Origin of the sequence: Bilifractor sp. HCP3S3_D3, assembly GCF_052063915.1 — a bacterium.
GTDB lineage: Bacteria > Bacillota > Clostridia > Lachnospirales > Lachnospiraceae > Bilifractor.
In genome coordinates this window covers 24793-45599 of the sequence record NZ_JBQHWP010000014.1, presented here as the reverse complement: position 1 = coordinate 45599, position 20807 = coordinate 24793, and the positions used below count along the sequence as shown (strand labels likewise).

Sequence of the window (20807 nt, the reverse complement as noted above, 5' to 3'; positions counted from 1 at the left end):
AGAGGTAATAAGTTATGCCTAGAGTAGGTAATTTTGGCGGATTTGAATTTGATGAGGAAGTATTTTCCAGCATGATGCAGGAAGCGGATTTTTGGAGCAACCCGATTCTTGCTTCTGGTGTCGTTAGTGAGGATCAGACAATCATGAGCCTGATTGGTGATCACGGTAATGTGGCAACCATTCCGTTCTATAAGCCACTTTCCGTGTTTGACAGCGGAATGGATGCGCTGAACAACGATGGCCAGACCGACAACACACCGGTTCAGGTGTCCGGCGGCAAGCAGACTTGTATGCTGATCCAGCGGATGAAGGCATTCAAGGCACAGGATTTTACCAAGGAGCTGACCGGCGCCGACCCGATGACCAACATCAAGTCCAAGATTCAGAACTACTACACACAGGTGTGGGAAAAGGAACTGATGAATATCGTTGATGCGGTTCTTGGAGTTACTGCCCTGAAGTCCCACATTTACGATATCACAGCGGTTGGGGATGGTTCCATTCAGGATACTTCCCTGATTGATGCAGAGCAGACCGCACTTGGCGACAAGGCGGAAGGTCTTGGTCTTCTGGTGATGAATTCCAAGATTTATGCAAAGTACAAGAAACTTGGCATGGTGGACTATGACAAGTATACAGTTGGCCACGTTCTTCAGACGGAAGTAACCCTTCCGCGCATCGGCGGTAAGATTCCGCTGGTGACTGATTACTATACTTCCGAAACAACCGGAAGCAGCGATGCCAAGAAGACGGTCTATAAGACTTATCTTCTCGGTGAGGGCGCGTTCCTGTCTTGCGATAAGACGAACTATGAGAACCAGTACACCACGAACTATGACCCGGAGACTTCCGCAGGTGTTGAGAAATTCTACACCAAGCAGGGCAAGGTTCTTCATCCGAATGGACTTTCCCTTGAGGTTGACAATATTGCCAAGGAATCCCCGGATTTTGCAGAACTTGGAAAGTCCGCGAACTATTCCCTGAAGTTCAATGCAAAGAACGTGAAGATTGGTGTCATGAAGTCCCTTGGATAATCCTGGACTTGGAAGGGGTGAACCCGATGATTGTAAAAGTTGAAACATTAACTTCAATGAGTGAATTCAGGGGTGTTGATTCAAACACCCTTGAACGAAAATTGAACAGCGTTGAACAGCTTATCCGGGCATACACCAACAATAATTTCCAGAATCGCGCCGTGAGGTTTGAAGCACGTTCGGAAGGTTCCAAACTGATTGCTGATAATTTAGCCGTGTTGCCTTTCCTGAAGGAAGGTGACACGGTTGAAATTAGCCAGTCAACTGTTAATGACGGTCTGTATGTGGTTAAATCGGTCATCGGTGACACGGTGGCTGTTGACCGTGATCTGTTTTTGATTGGCCACAATCTGGTTACGAAAGTAGAATATCCGGCTGATGTTCAGGAAGGTGTGATTAACCTTCTTCAGTGGGAAATCGAAAATCGGCAAAAGGTTGGAATCAAGCAGGAAACCCTTTCCAGACATTCCGTGACATATTTTGATCAGGACGCGAACAATCAGGTTATGGGCTATCCGGTGGCTTTACTTGGTTTCCTTGCGCCATATATCAAGGCGAGGTTCTGATTATGAAGATCGGTGGCAATGTATATGGCATCATTCAGGTAAAAACATCAGAGAAAAACGAGTTTGGGGAACGTGTTCCGACATGGCACGATGCTTTTTCACTTAAAGGGTGGCTTGATCTTTCTAACGGTACATCCGATTACCTGAATTACAATGCAAAGGTTCAGGATTCCACGCATATTTTTATCTGTGATGTGTTTGATCTGGACAGCGTGACAGACCCGGACACCGGAAAAACGGTTGATGTCACCAAGGATAATGCCCGGATGCTGGTGAAGGGCAACCCATACGCCATACTGTTGATTGATAATCCTATGGAACTGAACCAGCAATTTGAAATCTATCTGAAATTCATGGAAGGCGGTGCATGATGGCTGATTTTGAATTCAAAGATAATAGTGCTGCTGTCAAAGGCGCGTTGAAGGAAGCAGCTATTGCCTTTTTAAATGAAGTCGGTGGTGAAGTCGCTTCCAGAACTAAACAGAATTCAAGGCGTAAGACCGGAAAGACGGCTGGTTCATGGACATATCAGGTGGATGAATCTGGGTACAAAGTAACGATTGGTTCGGGTGAAGAAAATGCCGTGTGGGAAGAACTGGGAACCGGTGAATATGCCGTGAATGGTGATGGGCGTAAAGGTTATTGGGTATTTGTAGAAGGCCAGTCAAAAGGCGGTGGCGGTGGAAAAACGCTTGATCTTGCCAGCGCGAAAAGGGAAATGGCGATGTTGCGCCGCAAAGGACTGAATGCCTACTACACCAAAGGTAAGCGCCCAAACAAAGCACTACAGCAAGCCGGTAACAGTGTGGCACCATTGGCACAGGCTGCCGCTGAAAAGGCATTTGGAAGGATTAACTGATTATGGAAGACGTGATTCAGTGGATTGCTTCACAGTTGGAATCAGCCGGTGTGCCATATGAATTTGAGGAATGGACAGATGTGATCAAATATCCGTATTTTGTCGGTGATTATGATGAATCCCCCGGAGCATATGAAGATGGGGTTTCTGATTCGTTCTTCAGGATCACAGGGTTCACACGTCACACATGGGCTGAACTGTATGCGGTCGATAAGAAATTAAAACAGATGTTCCCCCGGACTACGGGGAAGACGGCGATTCTTGGCGATGGTTCAGGAATTGCCGTTTTTTATGATTCTTCTGCACCGGAACCAACCGGAGAAGAAGAATTAAAAAAATTAGAAATCAGATTACAAATAAAATTTTGGAAAGTGGGGTAAATTATGGCTGATTATGCTGAAATTAAATCTTCAGGCATTACCGACAAGACACCCGGCAACATCCTTCTTGGTGCCGGTACGATTCACAAGGGGCTGAAGTATGATGCACAGAAGAAGGCGTGGAATTTTGCGGAATCCCTGATTGGTGCAACATCCGGCGGAAACAAGTTTTCAATCAAGCCTGAAATTAAGCAGATTGAAGTTGATGGTGCGTGGGTTCCGGTCAAACAGTTTGACATTAAACAGGGTGGCACGGCAGAAATGGAAATCAACCTGATTGAGCTTTCGCCGGATATCCTGAAAGCCGTTGTCATTGGCCAGGAAAACACACAGGGTGCGCCGGAAGGATACACGCTGATTGAGGATAAATCCAAGATTGAATCTGGTGATTATCTGGACAATATCGCGTTTATTGGTAAGCGTCTTGATGGTGTCCCGATTGTGGTTGTTCTGGACAACGCGCTCTGCACTTCCGGACTGGAAGTTGAGGGAAAGAACAAGGATGCCAGCGTTACGAAGTACACATTTGCATCCAGACAGGACATTGGTGGTGATCTGACTACCATTCCGTATCACATTTATTTCCCGAAAACAGCATAAATATTCAGACACATAGCAACGGATCAGCTGCATTAAAGCAATAATTGTCTGAATATTAGAAAGGAATGAACCATGAAAGTAAAGGTGGTTGAATCCTTCCATGATATCCACGGCGGTGAACTTCATCGCCGTGATTCATTTTTGGAAGTGACAGACGAACGATATCACGAAATCGTGAAGTCTGGTAATTATGTTGTCCCTGTTGATGACAAATCAAAAGACGAACAGAAGAAAGGATGAATTAACCAATGGCTGAATTCACAAATTTTACCAATGACACGTTACCGATAAGACCGATGGCACAGGCGCAGGATATGGCAGCATCTGTACAGATGAACAATATACAGAGTGCAGTCATGCAGAAGACAGTTGCTCAGAATGCCGTTGAACAGGTTCCTGAACCGGTTCAGGAGACAAAGCCATACACACTTAGAACACTGTGTGCTGATGATCTGTTCCCAATGGCAAGAAGCATTTCCAAGATTGGGATTGATCGCTTCCGCGATGCCTTCAACCAGAACGACATTAAAGCCCTTATCAAGTCCCTGAACAAGCAGGAAGGGGCTGATGATAGCGACAACGCGCCGGTTTCGGATGACGTTGTGACTTCCGTTGGTATGTCGGTAGTGCTGTCTATGACACAGGTTGTACTTTCGCACATTTCTGATTGCCGAACGGATATCTACACATTCCTTGGTGGCGTATCCGGTATGAAGCCGGAAGCAATTGCAACGCTTCCGATTGAGGTTTTTGCTGAAATGGTTGTTGATGTCATTCAGAAGCCTGAATTTGAAAATTTTATCAAGGTTGTTTCAAAGTTGCTCAAATAACAGAACTAGAATTTGCAGACCTGATTTATCACAGGTATGCAAGCCCTACAACGCTGTTAAATGAGGTAATCGCCGCCGGGCAATTACCAGAATTCATTGATCTGGTAATCAAAAAGCGTGAAGAAGAAAGGGATTGGGAATATTACCTTCATCGGATTTTTGATAAATCATTCAACGATTTTGTGAATGAAATGGAGACAGAAACGCAAACCCGGCAGACGTTTGACGTTGAAACAACACTTCAGGATTCCATAAGTATGATGACAGACTTCAGCCCTGAAGAATGAGGGGTAAATAATGGAATTATTTAAGATATTCGGTACATTAGCCCTGATGGGTGCTGATAATGTCAACAGAGAATTGGACGATGTAACCGGAAAGGCGAACAACACACAAGATAAATTTTCTTCCGCTTGTAAAAAGATAGGAACAGCCCTTGCAGGTGCATTCACGGCAGATAAGGTTATACAGTTTGGCAAGGACGTTGTTACAACGGCTGGACAGTCGGAAGCGTCATTTGCCAAGGTTACAACCCTTCTGGATACAAGTAAAGTCAATACAGATGCATATTATGCCAGTGTGAAGAAAGGGGCAAATGAAAGCCACGTTTCTGTGTCCGATTTTTCAGAAGCACTATATCAGGCGTTATCCGCTTCCGTGGATGCCGGACATGCTGTTGACTTTACAACAAAGGCCGTTGAACTATCCAAGGCCGGTTTTACATCAGCGGCAACCGCCGTGGATGTCATGACCACGGCAATCAACGCTTATGGGCTATCGGCGGATGACGCTGATCATATCAGCGATAACCTGATTACAACACAGAACTTAGGTAAAACAACCGTTGATGAACTTGCCGCCAGTATGGGTAAGGTCATTCCTACGGCTTCCGCCTATGGAGTGAACATCGACAACTTGTGTTCTTCCTATGCGATCATGACAAAATCCGGTATCGCAACGGCTGAATCCACCACATACCTGAAAGGTATGCTGAATGAGTTGGGCGATTCTGGTTCTGACGTATCGGCGGTGTTGAAGGATAAAACCGGAAAGAGTTTCGCAGAATGCATGAATTCCGGTATGTCCCTTGGTGATGTGCTTCAGGTCTTGTCCGATTCTGTGGATGGGAACACAACGGAGTTCGCGAACCTGTGGCATAGCCAGGAAGCCGGAACTGGTGCACTTGCTCTTGTAAACGCCGGTTCAAAGGAATTCAATTCTACGCTGAACCAGATGCAGAACAATGCCGGAGCAACTGCTTCTGCCTATGAAAAAATTGAAGGCACGATGGAAGCCAAGACCGAAGCGCTCAAAGCTAAATTCAGCAACTTAAAATCTGAGCTTGGTGAAAAGCTGATTCCTGTGGTGGATAAGGTTGTTGACGCGCTTAGTAACAAGGTGATTCCGACAATTGAAAAGGCTGGACAGTGGATTGAAAAACACAAAACCCTTGTTGAATCTCTTGCCGCCGGAGTGCTTGCGGCGGTCGGTGCTTATACAGCATTCAGAACAGCCCTTGCCATTCAGTCTGCATTACAAGCGGCGCATACTGCACTACTTGCAGTCAAAGGTGCAGAAGAAGGAATGACCACGGCACAGTTGCTACTAAATGCGGCAATGAACGCCAACCCCGTTGGAATCGTTGTTGTGGCTATCGGTGCACTCGTTGCGGCGTTTACATACCTTTGGAATACGTCAGAAGGCTTCCGTAATTTCTGGAAAGGATTATGGGACGGCCTGAAGAATATCGTATCAACGGCGGCTGAAGGAATCAAAGGATTCTTTGGTGGTGTTGCTGATAGGTTCAAAGCAATGGGCGATTCTATCAAGGAACACGGCGGCGGAATCAAAGGAACGTTTACAGCCCTTGGGGATCATCTCAAAGATTCTTTTAGCAAAGGCTTTGAAGCGGCCAAGGGCTCAACAAACAACTTTTTTACGGATTTGCAAGTGTCCTATGAAGAAGGCGGTGGCGGTCTTAGCGGCGTTGTTGAAGCCATTATGGATAAGCAGAATGACCTTATCCGTGGAGCATTTACAACAATCGGAAACCTGTTTGGCGTAAATCTGGACGGGATTGCTGATAAGATTATTTCCTTCCGGCAGAACGTCCGTGACAAGGTTGTTGACCTGATCTATAACATTCAGAATACAGTTGTGGACTTCTTCAGCGGTATAGGTGAAAAGATAAGCGGGTTCTTCAACGATGTAATTACGGCAGTTGGAAATTTCTTTAGTCCTGTAATTGACGCGATCAGTACCGCATGGGAAACAATCAAGAATGTGGTTCAGGTCGGGATCATGTTCATCAAGGAATTGCTGTCGGCGGCAGTACAGATATTAATGATCCCGTGGCAATTTATATGGCAGAATTTTGGTAATGAGATCACAGCGGCGTGGGAAACCATCAAGTCCATTGTATCAACCGCGCTGAATGCCATCAAAACGACAATATCCACTGTCTGGAATGCAATCAAAGCGGTCATGGAACCGATTCTAAACGCCATAAAAACGGCAGTTGAAACGGCTTGGAATGCCATTAAGAGTGTAACCACAACTGTATTCAATGCGGTGAAATCGGTATCTGAAACAGTATGGAATGGGATAAAATCAGTCATTACAACAGTTGCAGACGCCATTAAGTCGGTAATTACATCCGTGTGGAATGCCATTAAATCGGTTACAACCACGGTATGGAATGCAATTAAGTCTGTCATGACAACCGTGGTGAATGGTATCAAGTCGGTTGTAACATCTGTATTCAATGCCGTTAAAAGCACGGTAACAAGTATTTGGAATGGAATTAAGTCCACTACTACATCCGTGTGGAATGCCGTGAAAACAGCCGTATCAACACCAGTGAACGCAATTAGATCAACGGTCACCAGTGTATTCAATTCGGTAAGGTCAACGGTTTCAAGCGTGTTCAACAGTATTCATTCAACTGCTTCATCTGTTTGGAACAGTATCAAATCTGCAATTACCAGACCTGTTGAAGCCGCGCGGGATGCGGTAGGAAATGCAATTCAGCGGATGCGGTCATTCTTCCACTTTTCGTGGTCGTTGCCGCACTTGGCACTTCCGCACCTGTCCATAAGCGGACACTTTTCTATCAATCCGCCGTCTGTGCCGCATTTCGGCATTAGCTGGTATAAGAAGGCTATGGAACAGCCGTATTTATTCACGCAGCCAACCATATTTGGCATGAATCCGGCAACTGGACAGGCAAAGGGTGCCGGTGAAGCCGGTGATGAAATGATGTACGGCAAAACCAACTTGATGAATGATATCAGAACAGCGGTAGCGGCTGAAAACAATGATGTAGTTCAAAAGGTAAATGAAATGTTCAACAGACTGTTGAACATCCTTGAACAGTATTTCCCGGAATTTGCAAACCTGAAAATGGTGCTTGATTCTGGTGCCCTTGTTGGAGAACTTGCCCCGGCGATGGATGAAGAAATTGGAGACATTATCAGAAAAAAGGAAAGGGGTGCTAATTGGTGATTGGTATAAAATTTGGAATCAAACATTCGTACCGTGATTTTGGTATGTACCTGACCAAAAAAGAAATATCCCTTCCAAAGGCAAAAACAGAAAAGGTCAGTGTCACCGGAAGGGATGGTGACATTGATCTGACTGAAGCGCTCGGTGATAACGTCCGGTTTGAAAACCGGACGTTAAAATTCACATTCACAACCGTGGATTACAAGAAATGGGCACAGTCATTGTCAGCCGTAGCAAATTATTTACACGGCCAAAAAATGCAGATCATCATGGACGCAGACCAGCAATATTACTATTACGGTCGGTGTTCCATTAATGAATTTGAAACCAATAAGGCAACCGGGAAGATTGTCATTGAATGTGACGTTGAACCTTACAAAATTGAAGTAAATGGCCCATATGAACCTTGGCAATGGGATCCATTTAGTTTTGTTGATGGTGTAATCCGTGATTCGGAAATCACGGTTGCCACATCCGCAACGGTAAATCTAATTAACAAACGAAAAATCGTATCCCCCACCTTTATTTGTTCCAAGGCAATGAGCGTCACGTTTGAGGGAACTACGTACAATCTGACAAGCGGGGAAAACAAGGTTCTGGATATCCGGCTTCAGGAAGGTGATAATCCGGTTGTGTTCAAATGTTCAGGAACAGGGACGGTAAAGATCAGGTATAAAGGGGGTTCATTGTAATGTATAGGGTAACTTGTGACAATGTAACTCTTTACGATACACGTGACGAAGATTTGGTTCTTATTGATCCAAAAGTTACGTTGGAATTAAACAGTCCGGGTTCGTTCACGTGTAAGATTCCGCCCACACATCCACACTATAACGTCCCGCAAAAGATGCTGTCCCGTGTGACAGTTTATCAAGACAGTGAAATCCTGTTCAAAGGCCGTATCACGAAAGATGATACAGACTATTACAACAGGAAAGAATTGTACTGTGAAGGTGAATTGGCGTTCCTGAACGACACGGTTCAGCGCCCGGCAGAATACCACGATCTGACCCCAAGGGAATATTTTGCAAAAATTGTGGAAATTCACAACAGCCAGGTGGAAGCCGATAAACAGTTTGAAGTTGGCATGGTAACTGTAACCAATTCTACAGATAATGTTTACCGGTATACCAACTGGGAAAGTTCCCTGAAAACAATCAAGGAAGATTTGATTGATGATATGGGCGGATATATCCGTGTCAGGAATGAAGACGGTCACAGATATCTGGATTATGTCAAAGATTACGGAGTTATCAATCAGCAAGTTATCGAATTTGGTGAGAATCTTCTGGATTTTACCCGTGGAATAGACATGACAGACATTGCAACAGTTGTTGTTCCGCTGGGAAACCGTCTGAAAGAATCATCAATTCCGGCATTGGAAGAACGGCTGACGATTAAATCCGTCAACGGTGGGAAAGATTATGTTGTAAATCAGGATGCTGTGAAAAAATACGGATGGATTGTGAAGGTGGTCACATGGGATGATGTAACTACACCCGAACGGCTGAAATCGCATGGCGAAAAATGGCTAACAGATGAACAATTTGAGAATATGACGATTGAAGCCAAGGCTGTTGATCTCCACTATGTGGATGATACAAAACAGGCTATCAGGTTGGGTGATCAGGTGCGTATTGTGTCGGAACCGCACGGGTTAGACAAATATTTCCCGGTCACAAAGATGACCATTTCGTTGAATCAGCTATCACAGAATACACTGACATTCAATGGAACTGTGAAGGCCAGCGTGTCCACCAAAACAAACGCCATTTCCCAAAGTCTGAAAACACAGATTGAGGAACTACCAACAAAAAATGCCGTTGTTGCTGATGCAATTAAACAGGCAACCGCCCTAATAACCGCCGCAACACACGGGTATGTGACCATAGCGGATGATGCAAATGAACTGTTTATCTGCAATGATCCAGACTATACCAAGGCAACCAAGGTGTGGCGCTGGAACCTGAATGGCCTTGGCTACAGTTCAACAGGGTACAAAGGGAATTATGAAACCGCAATTACCATGGATGGGCAAATCCTTGGCGATCGTATCGTTGGTAATTCCGTGGATGCATCGAAACTGACCGTAGATTACAAAACATCTGTAACAAAGGAAATTGCAAGCAAGGCGCAGGAAGCACAACAGAATTCCGAAGAATATGCCGACAATCAATTAAAGAATTATTACACCAAAGGTGAAGTTCAGACAGTCATCCAGAATACCAAAGATTCTATACTGCTTTCGGCAAAAGAAACCGCCACACAGTATGTTGATAACAAACTTGAATATTACGCTACAAAATCGGAAGTAAAGATTACAACTGATGGCATATCACAAACTGTGCAGAAGAAAGTTGGATACAACGATGTAGTAAGTGCAATCAATCAGAGTGCGGAAGACATTGCTATCAAAGCAAGCAAGATAAAACTGGAAGGGCTTGTTACAGCGAATGGCGGATTCAGTATTGACACATGGGGGAACGTTACTGCTAAAAACGGTACATTCTCAGGAAACATCAAAGGGTCAACAATTACAGGATCAACCATAAACATTGTAGATGGCAATGGCTGCACGATTGACTTGAATGCATCAGGGCTACAGATCAATGCTAACAAGAATACAAATATTTTTGGTTATCAAGGTGGAATATTACAGATTGGAACTACGAAATCCATTCTTGACAGCATGTTTAGTCCGATAACATTTGCAGAATACGGATACAACAAATTGTGGAATGTTCCGCTTGCCGATGGGTGCAATAAATTCCGGTTCGTGTGGAATGTTATGTCTTCATCGTATGTAGAAATTCAAACACTGTTCGGTGCGTATGGAATATCGGTATGGCCTTCTGACAGGAAATTCAAGGAAAATATCAAAAATAGTGAAATCAATGGGATTGAAGAAATAATGAAAATCCCGCATTTCTCATATGATTGGAAAAACAAAGACCTTCACGTTGATTGCGGATACGTGGCGCAAGACATGGAACAATGTAATGAATTGTATGTCATCCGTGTGCCACAGACAGACAATCAGGGGAAGGAAGTTGGTGTGAATTTACAAATCAATGAACAGCATATCATGCCAGTTATTACGAAAGCCCTTCAGGAACTGATTGAAAAGGTGAACACTTTGGAAAGGAAGGTATCTTAATGGATAACAATCAGGTTCCGCTTTCTGTGATGATGGAAAACGCCAATGGAAAACTTACAGCGGCGTTTTCTCAGATCGCACAGGAAACGCACTTACCGGCATACCTGTTAGAAGGTATTGTTGCTGGTATTTTGTCGGATATCAGAAAACAGAAAAACATAGAACTTGCCGCCGACTATGCTGCCATGAATAAAGCAGATAAAGCAGATAATACAGAAAGTGAGGAAAAAACGGATGGCTGATATAAAGCAGTACACAGACCAGATTGCAAATGCCGTATACGGTGAGGAAGTCAGGGGTTCAATCATCAACGCACTGAACAAGGTCAATGATGATAACAATTCCTACGCACAGATTAAGTCCGATGTGGTAGCCGCAAAGGATGATGTATCAGCACAGGTTGCCGCATTTGATCAAAAAGTTGCCAATGCACAGAGTGCAACCACGGCACTGACCAATGCCACGAATACGGCAAACACGACAAAGAAAAACCTTGATGCGTCAGTGTCAGCGGCGAATACGGCAAAAACAAATGTGGATTCTTCCACGTCAAAAGCCAACACAGCAAAGTCCAATGTTGATGCCGCTGTCAGCACAGCGAATCAGACGATCACGAACGCGAATACGGCGAAATCAAACCTTGATAGCAGTATTAAAAACGCATCAACGGCACAGTCAAATGTTCAGAGTACGATCAACGCAGCAAACGCCACGAATACAACCCTGAAGGATACGACAGCCACAGCTTCCACAGTCAACAGCAATCTGAACGGAACCATTTCTTCCGCGAACAGTGCGAAAACAAGCCTTCAGGACACAATCAATAATTCTGATACGGCGAAATCAAACCTGTCCGGCGTGATTACACAGTCAACAGATTCACAGAAAAATCTGAATTCCGCTGTGTCCGTGGCAAATGATGCGCTTCAATCGCTATCATCGGAAAATGCGTCAGCGAAATCTAACGTTGAAGAATTGCGCGGTGAGAATTTCAATAGTCAGGAAATCTTATCTGGTGTTGCAGACTTACGGGCATACCTTGGACTGTATGATTCTGATGTGGTTGGGGTTCAGGTCGATTATAAAAATAAAACCTATAAACGGCTTGGCGCGGCAAGCGGATTGAATGGCGGTTCTGATTTTGACCAGTTCCCCATGTTTGGCGGTCGTAAACGGTGCAATGTGGCAAACGATGGAACAATCAATGCATGGTACGGTGACAGCGCGTATAAAGAAGACGGTTCTAATGGACAGGTAATGGTCTATCAGCCAGCGTTTTGGTATCTGGTTGCACCCGTTGAATATGAAAAGCAGTCAACTGGTGTTGGCTATCATCTCAGAAAAGCCAACTACTATGTGTCTGGTAAAGCACGTGCTGGGTTCCGGTTACATCCGGCGTTTTTTGATGCAAGTGGGAATGAGGTTGATCACATATTTTTCAGCGCATTCCGTGGTTCCATTTATGACACATCTGCAAAATCCTACATCAAAGACGATGCGCAGGTTTGCGATGCAGGTACAGACCTGTTTTGTTCCATTTCAGGAGTTAAACCGGCGTCAGGATATAACCAGAATTTGACAAGAACATCTATTGAGCAGATGGCGCAGAACAGGGGCGCAGGGTGGCACGGTGATACCATCAAGGCGACATCCGCCAACCAGCTTCTTATGCTGATCGAATATGCCGGAAATCTTCAGACGGCCATTGAACATGGGGTTGTTGATATTCCATGGACAGGGTTGGCCAGTGACGATACATCTTCATATGCAGTAAATACCGGCGGAACATCCACTCTTGGCAATGCAACCGGACATGCTGATAGTTCTACGCAACAGATCAACGGGCAGACGCTTACCAACACCACGAACGGCAAACGGTCAATATCTTACCGTGGCATGGAAGACCCGTGGGGAAATATGTGGGATTTTGTCTATGGTCTGAATTTTTACTACGAATCTGGAAAGCCGTTTTTGGGCTATGTTTGCAAGGATTTTAATTTCGCTGAATCAAAGCAAACGGACAACTATGAAAGCATTGGTTTCACGCTGCCTTCAGAAAACGGCTACATTTCAGCCATGGGATATTCCACAAAGTTTGATTGGTTGTTCTTACCTTCTGAGGTCAAGGGAGATAGCGCCCTTCCCATTGGTGATTATTACTATCAGAACAATACGTGGAACGGCTACAGAATTGCCCGATTGGGCGGTAATTGGAGCGATGGCGTTTATGCCGGCGGGTTCTATTGGAGTGTGACTGATGGTGTCGGCTATCGGGATCGGAATATCGGCGGTCGGCTCGTGTATGTTCCAACAGCGAAAGCATAACTAAAAAAAATATAGGTTAGACACAGGCGATTGCAAAAAAAATTCAGTTAGTTGCCCTATTGGGCGGTGATTGGAACGATGGCGTTAATGCCGGCGGGTTCTATTGGAATGTGGGTAATGGTGTCGGCAATCGGAATCGGAATATCAGCAGTCAGCTCGAATATGCGCGGTGAATTCAGCCAGCCCACGGGTTTATAGCCCAAAGGTTGGCTGTTTCATATAAATCAAATGTGTGAGTGTCTAACCTTGCCACTTGGCAAAACATCTAAATTCTGTCAGTGCTGGGTCGTTTTGACAGATGCCTGTTTACGGAATGCAAATAGGTAAGACCCGGATTGTATTAGTAGGTTTAAAATCGAACGTTCAGTTGCACGCATACAAAAACAATGGAAGCATAAGGAATGAAGCGACACGGTAACTTGTTTGAAAAAGTTTGCAGTATTGAAAATTTACGGCAAGCGCACAAAAACGCAAAGAAAGGAAAAGGGTGGTACAAGGAAGTTAAGGAAATTGAAAAAGACCCTGATAAATATCTGTATGAACTTCAAACCATGCTGAAAAATCACACGTTTCGCACATCACCATATGAAGTGTTTTACAAGCAGGAAGGGAAGAAGCAGCGAAAGATTTATAAATTGCCATATTATCCAGACAGAATTGCACAATGGGCTATTCTTCAGGTAATTGAACCGTATATCATCAAGAATTTAATTGCTGATACGTACAGCGCCATTCCGAAACGTGGGATTCACATGGGACTGAAAAAGGTTCAACATGCCATGAAATACCACCCGGATGAATGTCAATATTGCCTGAAGATAGATGCCAGGCACTATTACCAAAATATCAATCACGGAATTATGAAAGAAAAGTTCCGGCGGTTGTTCAAGGATAAAGATGTTCTGGAATTGCTGGATGAAATCATTGATTCCATCAACACAATTGATGAAGAAGATGTTGCTGAAATTCAGCTTGCCGGTGAAGATTATGACCCGGAAACCGGCATTCCGATTGGCAATTATCTTTCACAGTATTGCGGCAATTATTACTTTTCCGCATTTGATCACTGGATCAAGGAACAAAAGCATGTGAAATTCTACTTCAGATACATGGATGACATTGTGATTTTTGGAAGCACAAAAGAAGAACTTCACAAGTTGCTGGAAGAGATCAACAGTTACTTCCACGATTGCATGAAGCTTAGAATTAAACAGAATTATCAGATATTTCCATCTTACATCCGTGGCGTTGATTTTCTTGGATATCGTGTGTTTGGTGATTACACCCTGTTGCGGAAAACCACTTGCACGGCGATGAAACGGAAGCTGACAAGGATTAAAAAGAAGTGTGATCAAGGCAATATGATGAATCATTCAGAGTGGTGTTCTATCAATTCTTACCGTGGATGGACAGATTATTGTGACAGCTTCCGGTTGTGCCTGAAATACTATGAACCAGTCAAACCTTATGCAACCAATTATTATGAAACAGTAGTAAAAGCAAAAGAAAGGAAAGCAGCATGAAAGATTTAGGAATTGTGCAAAGCACAGAAAGACCGTCTGATGTTGATATCAGGGAAACCAAGGTTTTTGTGGCGTCTGATATCAAGGAAGTCCATGAGAAAAAGACTGACGAACAGCCCGGTTTTGATGGGTATTCCTATAACCTGAAAGAGTACGACAAAGACGAATATATTAAGTCTATCCAGGCAAAGAATGCAGAGTTGGAAGATGAAACCACACAGGTTCAGGTGGCGCTTACAGAAGTTTATGAAATGATTGGGGGCTGATGATCATGGCGGAAGTTTATGCAAGTCTAATCATTAAGGGTATCAAGCAGATTGAACAGGTTCCTGAAAAAATCCGTGATGAAGTGAAACAAATTCTGGTTGATCGTGGATATAAGGAATTAGCTGAACAGGGGTGATTCCCATGATTGGGTTCATCATACATATTAAAAATCAATATAGAAAGGTGGTGGAAACTATGGCTGTAATTTATGCGACTCTGATTGTCAAAGGCATTAAAACAATCAATGATGTCCCGGCAAGGATCAGGGATAAAGTGAAACAGGTTCTTATTGATCTTGACCTTCCTGAACTTGCTGAAGATGCCACAGACAAAGCCTAAATCATTTAGGCGAACAACTTAACCACATGACACAAGAAAGCCGCCATATGACCGTTATATGAGGTCAGGCGGCTATTTTTGTGCCACCAGCAGAAAGGATGTTGAAGTGATTGATCCATCGTTTTGGGTAGCGCTTGCGGCGCTGATTGTTTCTATCGTGTTTGGGATCATCACAGCCACACGAAACGGAAGTGTTGATGTGAAGGCTGAAATTGATGAAGCCAAAAAGGAAGCCGCTTCAAGCGCAAAAATTGAAACAGCATTGAATTCTATTCAGTCGGACACACGTGACATTAAAGCAGATCAGAAGGGGGTTCGCGATGACCTAAATACCATGAACCAAAGGCTTATTAAAGTCGAAGAAAGTCTTAAATCCGCATGGATGCGAATTGATGAAATCAAAGGGGGCGAAAGAAATGATTAACTGGAAAGTCAGAATTAAAAATGTACATTTTTGGGAGACGTTCATCCCGGCACTGGTCATTGCCATTCAGATGATTGCGGCAGTATTCGGGTATCAGATTGATTTATCTGAACTGTCAGGAAAAATTGTGGCTGCCGTGGATGCGGTGTTTGCCGTATTAGCCATTATGGGCGTTGTTAATGATCCCACGACAAAGGGATTGTCAGATTCTACACAGGCACTTACTTATACCGAACCAAAGAAATAACATAAACACCGGTGGGATCATAAAAATGTGATCCCGCCATTTTTTTGAAAGTAAGGTGACAAAAAATGACACATCAGGAATTTATTGAAGCCGTGGCAAAAGGGGTGAAAAAATATGCCCCAGCATACGGAATTAAGGTTCATTCACCCATCATTGCACAGGCTATTCTTGAATCCGGATGGGGCGAAAGCAAACTTGCCGCGACTTATCACAATTACTTTGGCCTGAAGTGCGGAACAAAGTGGAAAGGCAAATCTGTCAACCTGAATACCATGGAGGAATACACACCGGGGACGCTGACAAAAATCAGTGATAACTTCCGTGTATTTGATTCCATGGATGAAGGGATTAAAGGCTACTTTGAATTTATCCAGCTTGCCAGATATCAAAACCTAAAGGGAATTACAGACCCACGGAAATATCTTGAAATCATTAAGGCGGATGGATATGCAACCAGTAGCACATATGTGGAAAACAACATGAGGATTGTCAATCAGTACAATCTGACACAGTTCGATAAGGGGGTATCTGAAATGAGTTATTCGCGTTCGGAAGTCGTGAATCTTGTTAATTCGTGGGTTGGGAAAAATGAAGCTGATGGTTCCTATAAATCCATCATTGATCTGTACAACAGTAAGCCCCCGTTCCCACGTAATACCAAAATGGAATATGGGTGGGCGTGGTGTGCATGCACGTGGTCAGCAATCGCAAAGGCACTTGGATATACAGCAATCATGCCGGTTGAAATCAGTTGCTATTACCTGATCGAAGAAGCAAAGAAGATGGGATGTTGGCAGGAATCGGATGGTTATGTTCCCAATATTGGCGATGCCGTTCTGTATGACTGGGACGACACGGGCGCAGGTGACAATACTGGTAATCCGGATCACGTTGGAACCGTTACCTATGTGAATAAGGATGCTGGTTATTTTGTAGTTACGGAAGGTAACGCAAGCAACATGGTCAAAAAGCGTACAGTTTCCATCAATGGGCGTGTCATTCGTGGATTCATCACACCACACTATGACAGCACCGGAACTGTCACAGAACCGGTACAGGGTGGTGGAAAGTCCGTTGACACGGTGGCGCATGAAGTCATTGCCGGTCAGTGGGGGAACGGATCAGCAAGGACAGCCAACCTGAGAGCAAAAGGGTATGACCCTGTTGCAGTACAGCACCGGGTAAATGAAATCCTGAATGGTTCCGCCGCAAAGCCGGAAGCGGTTACACCGAACCAGCCTACAGCAAACAAGGTGACAGCCACGGCCTATGCATCAAAGTTTGATAAGTCTCTTGCCGGTACATATAAGACAAGCGCAAATCTGTACATCCGCAATGATGCCGGAACCAACAAGAAAGCCCTTGCCGTTATCCCGGCAGGAACACGGTGTAATTGCTATGGCTATTACACCCCGTTTAATGGTACAAACTGGTTACTGATTCAGGTGGATATTAACGGGACACAGTACACCGGATTTTCTTCAAGTCGGTATCTTGTCCGGTAAAATTTGCCACCATTTTGCCACCAACTGAAATAGATAAGCGCAAGCGTGGCAAGGATTGAAACGTTGAACAATGCTACAAAACCGCATAAAATAAGCCTTTTCAGGACTTACAAGGCGTAATATTCAGCGCCATTGATAACGGGATGATGTAAGTATATTTACGCATGGTTTGAGCGGCAGGATAGTCGCAATATTCAGGGAAACACCGGCCGAAGTTTGATTTCCGGGTGACAATACGAGCCTGAGGGTATATAATCGAACTCGTCAGGCAAAGCGGCGCAATGCAGCGGCGCGTGGCAGTTATATAAGGCAGATCGCTGGTAGCGATCTTAGCAAAGGAGAGACGTACTATGGAAAAAGAAGAATTTTTAGCGGTTTATCGTCATTCACTCGCGCATATCCTTGCGAAGGCTGTCATTGAACTCTTCGGTAAAGAGAATGTACAGTATGCAATCGGTCCGCAGATTGAGAACGGACTGTATTACGATTTCGTACTTCCGAGGACGCTGAACAACGATGATTACAAGACCATCGAAGACAAGATGCATGAGGTGATACGGAGAAGAGAACCGTGGACACGGAAGGTTGTATCCAAAGCGGAGGCGCTTGAAATTTTCAAGGATCAGAAGTTCAAGACAGAACTGATCGAGGAGCTTCCGGAAGATGAGACCATCACCCTGTACTATACCGGCGATGATTACGTTGACCTGTGCAGAGGACCTCACGTAGAGAACTCCCAGGAGCTGATGAATGTCGCTTTCGAGGTTCGCTCCATTTCCGGCGCGTACTGGAGAGGTGATGAGAACAGGGATCAGCTTCAGAGAATATATGTCACCGCATTTCCGGACAAGCAGCAGCTCAAGGAGTACAAAAAACTCCTGCGCGAGGCCGCGGAGCGGGATCACAAGAAGCTCGGACCGCAGCTTGAACTGTTTATGTTCGACGAGAGCGCTCCCGGAATGCCTTACTGGCTTCCCCGTGGCTGGAAGATGTTCAACGCTCTTCTGAATTTCTGGAGAGGAATTCATGAGGATCACGGATATCAGGAGATTTCCGGACCGGTTCTCAGCAACTCCAAGCTCTGGCAGACTTCCGGTCACTGGGGCCACTATAAAGAGAATATGTTCATCATCCCGGGTGTGAAGGAGGATGAGAGCGATTACTATGCGTGCAAGCCGATGAACTGCCCGAACGCGATTCTGGTGTACAAGAAGCATCTGCGCTCTTACAGAGATCTTCCGTTCCGCATCAATCAGGTAGATGTCATCCACAGAAAAGAAAAATCCGGAGAACTGAACGGTCTTTTCCGTGTTCAGATGTTCCGTCAGGATGACGCGCATATCCTTGTGGCAGAGGAGCAGATTGCTTCTGAAATCAAGGATATCATGAGCATCGCGACACAGATCTACGGAACTTTCGGATTGACCTACAAGGCTGAGCTTTCCACCAGACCGGATGATTATATGGGTGACATCAAGGTATGGGACAAAGCCGAGAAGGATCTGAAGGATATTCTGGACGATGTATACGGACCGGGCAACTATGAGGTGAACGAGGGCGACGGAGCATTCTACGGACCGAAGATCGATCTTAAGATGAAGGACGCTCTCGGAAGAGAATGGCAGATGGGCACCATCCAGCTGGACTTCCAGCTTCCGCTGAATTTTGATATGAAGTACGCGGCACAGGACGGCTCCGTAAAGCAGCCGGTAATGATTCACCGCGCGATCTTCGGATCGATGGAGCGTTTCATCGGTATTCTGATCGAAAACTACAAGGGAGCTTTCCCGTTCTGGCTGAGCCCGTATCAGGTGGCTGTTGTTCCGATCCGTCCGGAGCATAACGACTACGCGAAGAAGGTTGTAAACGCCCTCAAGAACGCGGGTATCCGTGTAGAGGTTGATTACGCGGACAAGAACATGAACGAGAAGATCAAGACCTACAAGACCTTCAAGGATCCGTATATCGTTGTTGTCGGCGACCAGGAGGCATCTTCGGATACCGTATCCATTACGGTTCGCGGTCAGAAGCAGCAGCTTCACAATGTACCGCTGGATCAGCTTGTTGCCATGTGCACGAAGATGGACAGAGAGCATCTGAAGGAGCTGATTGATACAGCAGAATGATGATGAACCCATGCGGCTGCTGCAGATCCATTCTGCGGCAGCCGCTTTCGGTTTTTCCCGTTCCGATTACAGAAAGAGAGAGTGCAGATATGCAGTTCAAAGATAAGAAATTAGACCGCAACGCGCCATGCTGGTGCGGAAGCGGAAAGAAGTATAAACATTGCCATATGGATTTTGATGAAAAAATCCGTGAATTTGAGGTTAAGGGATTTATCGTTCCGGAAAGAAAGCTGATCAAGACACCGGAGCAGGTCGAGGGAATCAAGGCCAGCGCGAAAATCAACATCGCGGTGCTCGACGAGGTTGCGTCCAGAATAAAGATCGGTATGAGTACAGAGGAGATCGACCGGATCGTGTATGATACGACCACAAAGATGGGTGGAATCCCCGCACCGTTGAATTATGAGGGGTTCCCGAAGAGCGTGTGTACCTCGATTAATGAGGAGGTGTGTCACGGCATTCCCTCTCCGGATGTTATCCTGAAGGACGGAGACATCATCAACGTAGATGTTTCCACCATTTATCATGGCTATTTTTCGGATTCCTCCCGCATGTTCTGCATGGGGAACGTATCACCGGAGAAGAAAAAGCTTGTGGATGTCACGAAGGAATGTGTCGAGATCGGCATTAAGAACGTGAAGCCGTGGACGTGTCTTGGGGACATGGGAAATGCGGTTCATCAGCATGCGGTGGAGAATGGCTACAGCGTTGTGCGTGAAATCGGAGGCCACGGGTGCGGAATTGAATTCCATGAGGATCCATGGGTGAGCTACGTCAGTGTTCCGGGGACGGAGATGCTGATGGTACCGGGCATGTGCTTCACCATTGAGCCAATGGTGAATATGGGCCGCGATGATATTTTCCAGGATGAGGAAAACGGCTGGACGATCTATACCGAGGACGGTCTTCCGTCCGCGCAGTGGGAGGTACAGGTGCTTGTGACAGATAACGGATGCGAGGTCATCGCGTACTGAGGCCTTCGGATGAAGAACTCTTTGGACCGTCGGTGCGAGGATGCGGCAATGATCTAAAAACTACACGTATTTTGGGTTGAGGAATTCTTTGGCCTGTCGGTTCGAGGGCGGATGCGGTGGCATTCCGGTAGATCTGGTAGAGATGAA

Annotated in this window: 22 protein-coding genes; all 22 read left to right on the top strand. The window is 45.2% G+C overall.

Features of this window, described 5'->3' with window-relative positions; all coding sequences use genetic code 11:
- Positions 1-14 precede the first annotated feature (14 nt).
- The 22 genes from ACTNDI_RS09675 to ACTNDI_RS09570 all read left to right on the top strand — a co-directional run bounded on the left by ACTNDI_RS09675 (position 15) and on the right by ACTNDI_RS09570 (position 20660).
- Positions 15-1034 carry a hypothetical protein gene (locus tag ACTNDI_RS09675; protein WP_441100781.1) on the top strand — a complete coding sequence of 340 codons (1020 nt, stop codon included), beginning with the start codon at positions 15-17 and terminating at the stop codon, positions 1032-1034.
- Between the two features lie 26 nt (positions 1035-1060).
- Positions 1061-1600, top strand: a complete 540-nt coding sequence (locus tag ACTNDI_RS09670; RefSeq protein ID WP_441100780.1) for a hypothetical protein — start codon at positions 1061-1063, stop codon at positions 1598-1600.
- A gap of 2 nt (positions 1601-1602) precedes the next feature.
- Positions 1603-1971, top strand: a complete 369-nt coding sequence (locus tag ACTNDI_RS09665) for a hypothetical protein (protein ID WP_441100779.1) — start codon at positions 1603-1605, stop codon at positions 1969-1971.
- Positions 1971-2459 carry an HK97 gp10 family phage protein gene (locus tag ACTNDI_RS09660; protein WP_441100778.1) on the top strand — a complete coding sequence of 163 codons (489 nt, stop codon included), beginning with the start codon at positions 1971-1973 and terminating at the stop codon, positions 2457-2459. Before ACTNDI_RS09665 ends, ACTNDI_RS09660 begins: the two co-directional genes overlap by 1 nt.
- A 2-nt stretch (positions 2460-2461) precedes the next feature.
- Positions 2462-2839 carry a hypothetical protein gene (locus tag ACTNDI_RS09655; RefSeq protein WP_441100777.1) on the top strand — a complete coding sequence of 126 codons (378 nt, stop codon included), beginning with the start codon at positions 2462-2464 and terminating at the stop codon, positions 2837-2839.
- 3 nt (positions 2840-2842) lie between these two features.
- A complete protein-coding gene (locus ACTNDI_RS09650; protein WP_441100776.1) occupies positions 2843-3439 on the top strand; it encodes a hypothetical protein in 597 nt (198 codons plus the stop codon).
- 72 nt (positions 3440-3511) lie between these two features.
- Positions 3512-3679: a hypothetical protein gene (locus ACTNDI_RS09645; RefSeq protein ID WP_441100775.1), complete on the top strand. Its 168-nt coding sequence runs from the start codon at positions 3512-3514 to the stop codon at positions 3677-3679.
- Positions 3680-3687: 8 nt separating this feature from the next.
- Positions 3688-4269, top strand: coding sequence for a hypothetical protein (locus tag ACTNDI_RS09640; RefSeq protein ID WP_441100774.1), 582 nt, complete (start codon positions 3688-3690; stop codon positions 4267-4269).
- 297 nt (positions 4270-4566) lie between these two features.
- Positions 4567-7773, top strand: a complete 3207-nt coding sequence (locus ACTNDI_RS09635; protein WP_441100773.1) for a phage tail tape measure protein — start codon at positions 4567-4569, stop codon at positions 7771-7773.
- A complete protein-coding gene (locus ACTNDI_RS09630; RefSeq protein ID WP_441100772.1) occupies positions 7767-8465 on the top strand; it encodes a hypothetical protein in 699 nt (232 codons plus the stop codon). The genes ACTNDI_RS09635 and ACTNDI_RS09630 overlap by 7 nt, the downstream gene beginning before the upstream one ends.
- The gene (locus tag ACTNDI_RS09625; protein WP_441100771.1) at positions 8465-10930 is read left to right on the top strand and encodes a phage tail protein; all 2466 of its coding nucleotides are present in this window, start codon (positions 8465-8467) and stop codon (positions 10928-10930) included. Before ACTNDI_RS09630 ends, ACTNDI_RS09625 begins: the two co-directional genes overlap by 1 nt.
- On the top strand, positions 10930-11172 hold the full coding sequence (locus ACTNDI_RS09620) for a hypothetical protein (protein WP_441100770.1): 243 nt from the start codon (positions 10930-10932) through the stop codon (positions 11170-11172). Before ACTNDI_RS09625 ends, ACTNDI_RS09620 begins: the two co-directional genes overlap by 1 nt.
- Before the next feature lie 124 nt (positions 11173-11296).
- A complete protein-coding gene (locus ACTNDI_RS09615; RefSeq protein WP_441100769.1) occupies positions 11297-13255 on the top strand; it encodes a hypothetical protein in 1959 nt (652 codons plus the stop codon).
- A 401-nt stretch (positions 13256-13656) separates the two neighbouring features.
- Positions 13657-14778 carry an RNA-directed DNA polymerase gene (locus ACTNDI_RS09610; RefSeq protein ID WP_441100768.1) on the top strand — a complete coding sequence of 374 codons (1122 nt, stop codon included), beginning with the start codon at positions 13657-13659 and terminating at the stop codon, positions 14776-14778.
- Positions 14775-15044, top strand: coding sequence for a hypothetical protein (locus tag ACTNDI_RS09605; protein WP_441100767.1), 270 nt, complete (start codon positions 14775-14777; stop codon positions 15042-15044). Before ACTNDI_RS09610 ends, ACTNDI_RS09605 begins: the two co-directional genes overlap by 4 nt.
- A gap of 5 nt (positions 15045-15049) precedes the next feature.
- The gene (locus ACTNDI_RS09600) at positions 15050-15181 is read left to right on the top strand and encodes a CD1375 family protein (protein ID WP_441100766.1); all 132 of its coding nucleotides are present in this window, start codon (positions 15050-15052) and stop codon (positions 15179-15181) included.
- A 59-nt stretch (positions 15182-15240) separates the two neighbouring features.
- On the top strand, positions 15241-15384 hold the full coding sequence (locus ACTNDI_RS09595; protein ID WP_441100765.1) for a CD1375 family protein: 144 nt from the start codon (positions 15241-15243) through the stop codon (positions 15382-15384).
- Between the two features lie 106 nt (positions 15385-15490).
- Positions 15491-15808, top strand: a complete 318-nt coding sequence (locus ACTNDI_RS09590) for a hypothetical protein (protein WP_441100764.1) — start codon at positions 15491-15493, stop codon at positions 15806-15808.
- Positions 15801-16055: a phage holin gene (locus ACTNDI_RS09585; RefSeq protein WP_441100763.1), complete on the top strand. Its 255-nt coding sequence runs from the start codon at positions 15801-15803 to the stop codon at positions 16053-16055. Before ACTNDI_RS09590 ends, ACTNDI_RS09585 begins: the two co-directional genes overlap by 8 nt.
- A gap of 65 nt (positions 16056-16120) precedes the next feature.
- A complete protein-coding gene (locus ACTNDI_RS09580) occupies positions 16121-17560 on the top strand; it encodes a glucosaminidase domain-containing protein (protein WP_441100762.1) in 1440 nt (479 codons plus the stop codon).
- Positions 17561-17910: 350 nt separating this feature from the next.
- The gene (gene thrS, locus ACTNDI_RS09575; RefSeq protein ID WP_441100761.1) at positions 17911-19686 is read left to right on the top strand and encodes a threonine--tRNA ligase; all 1776 of its coding nucleotides are present in this window, start codon (positions 17911-17913) and stop codon (positions 19684-19686) included.
- Positions 19687-19775: 89 nt separating this feature from the next.
- A complete protein-coding gene (locus ACTNDI_RS09570; protein ID WP_441100760.1) occupies positions 19776-20660 on the top strand; it encodes a methionyl aminopeptidase in 885 nt (294 codons plus the stop codon).
- Positions 20661-20807 lie beyond the last annotated feature (147 nt).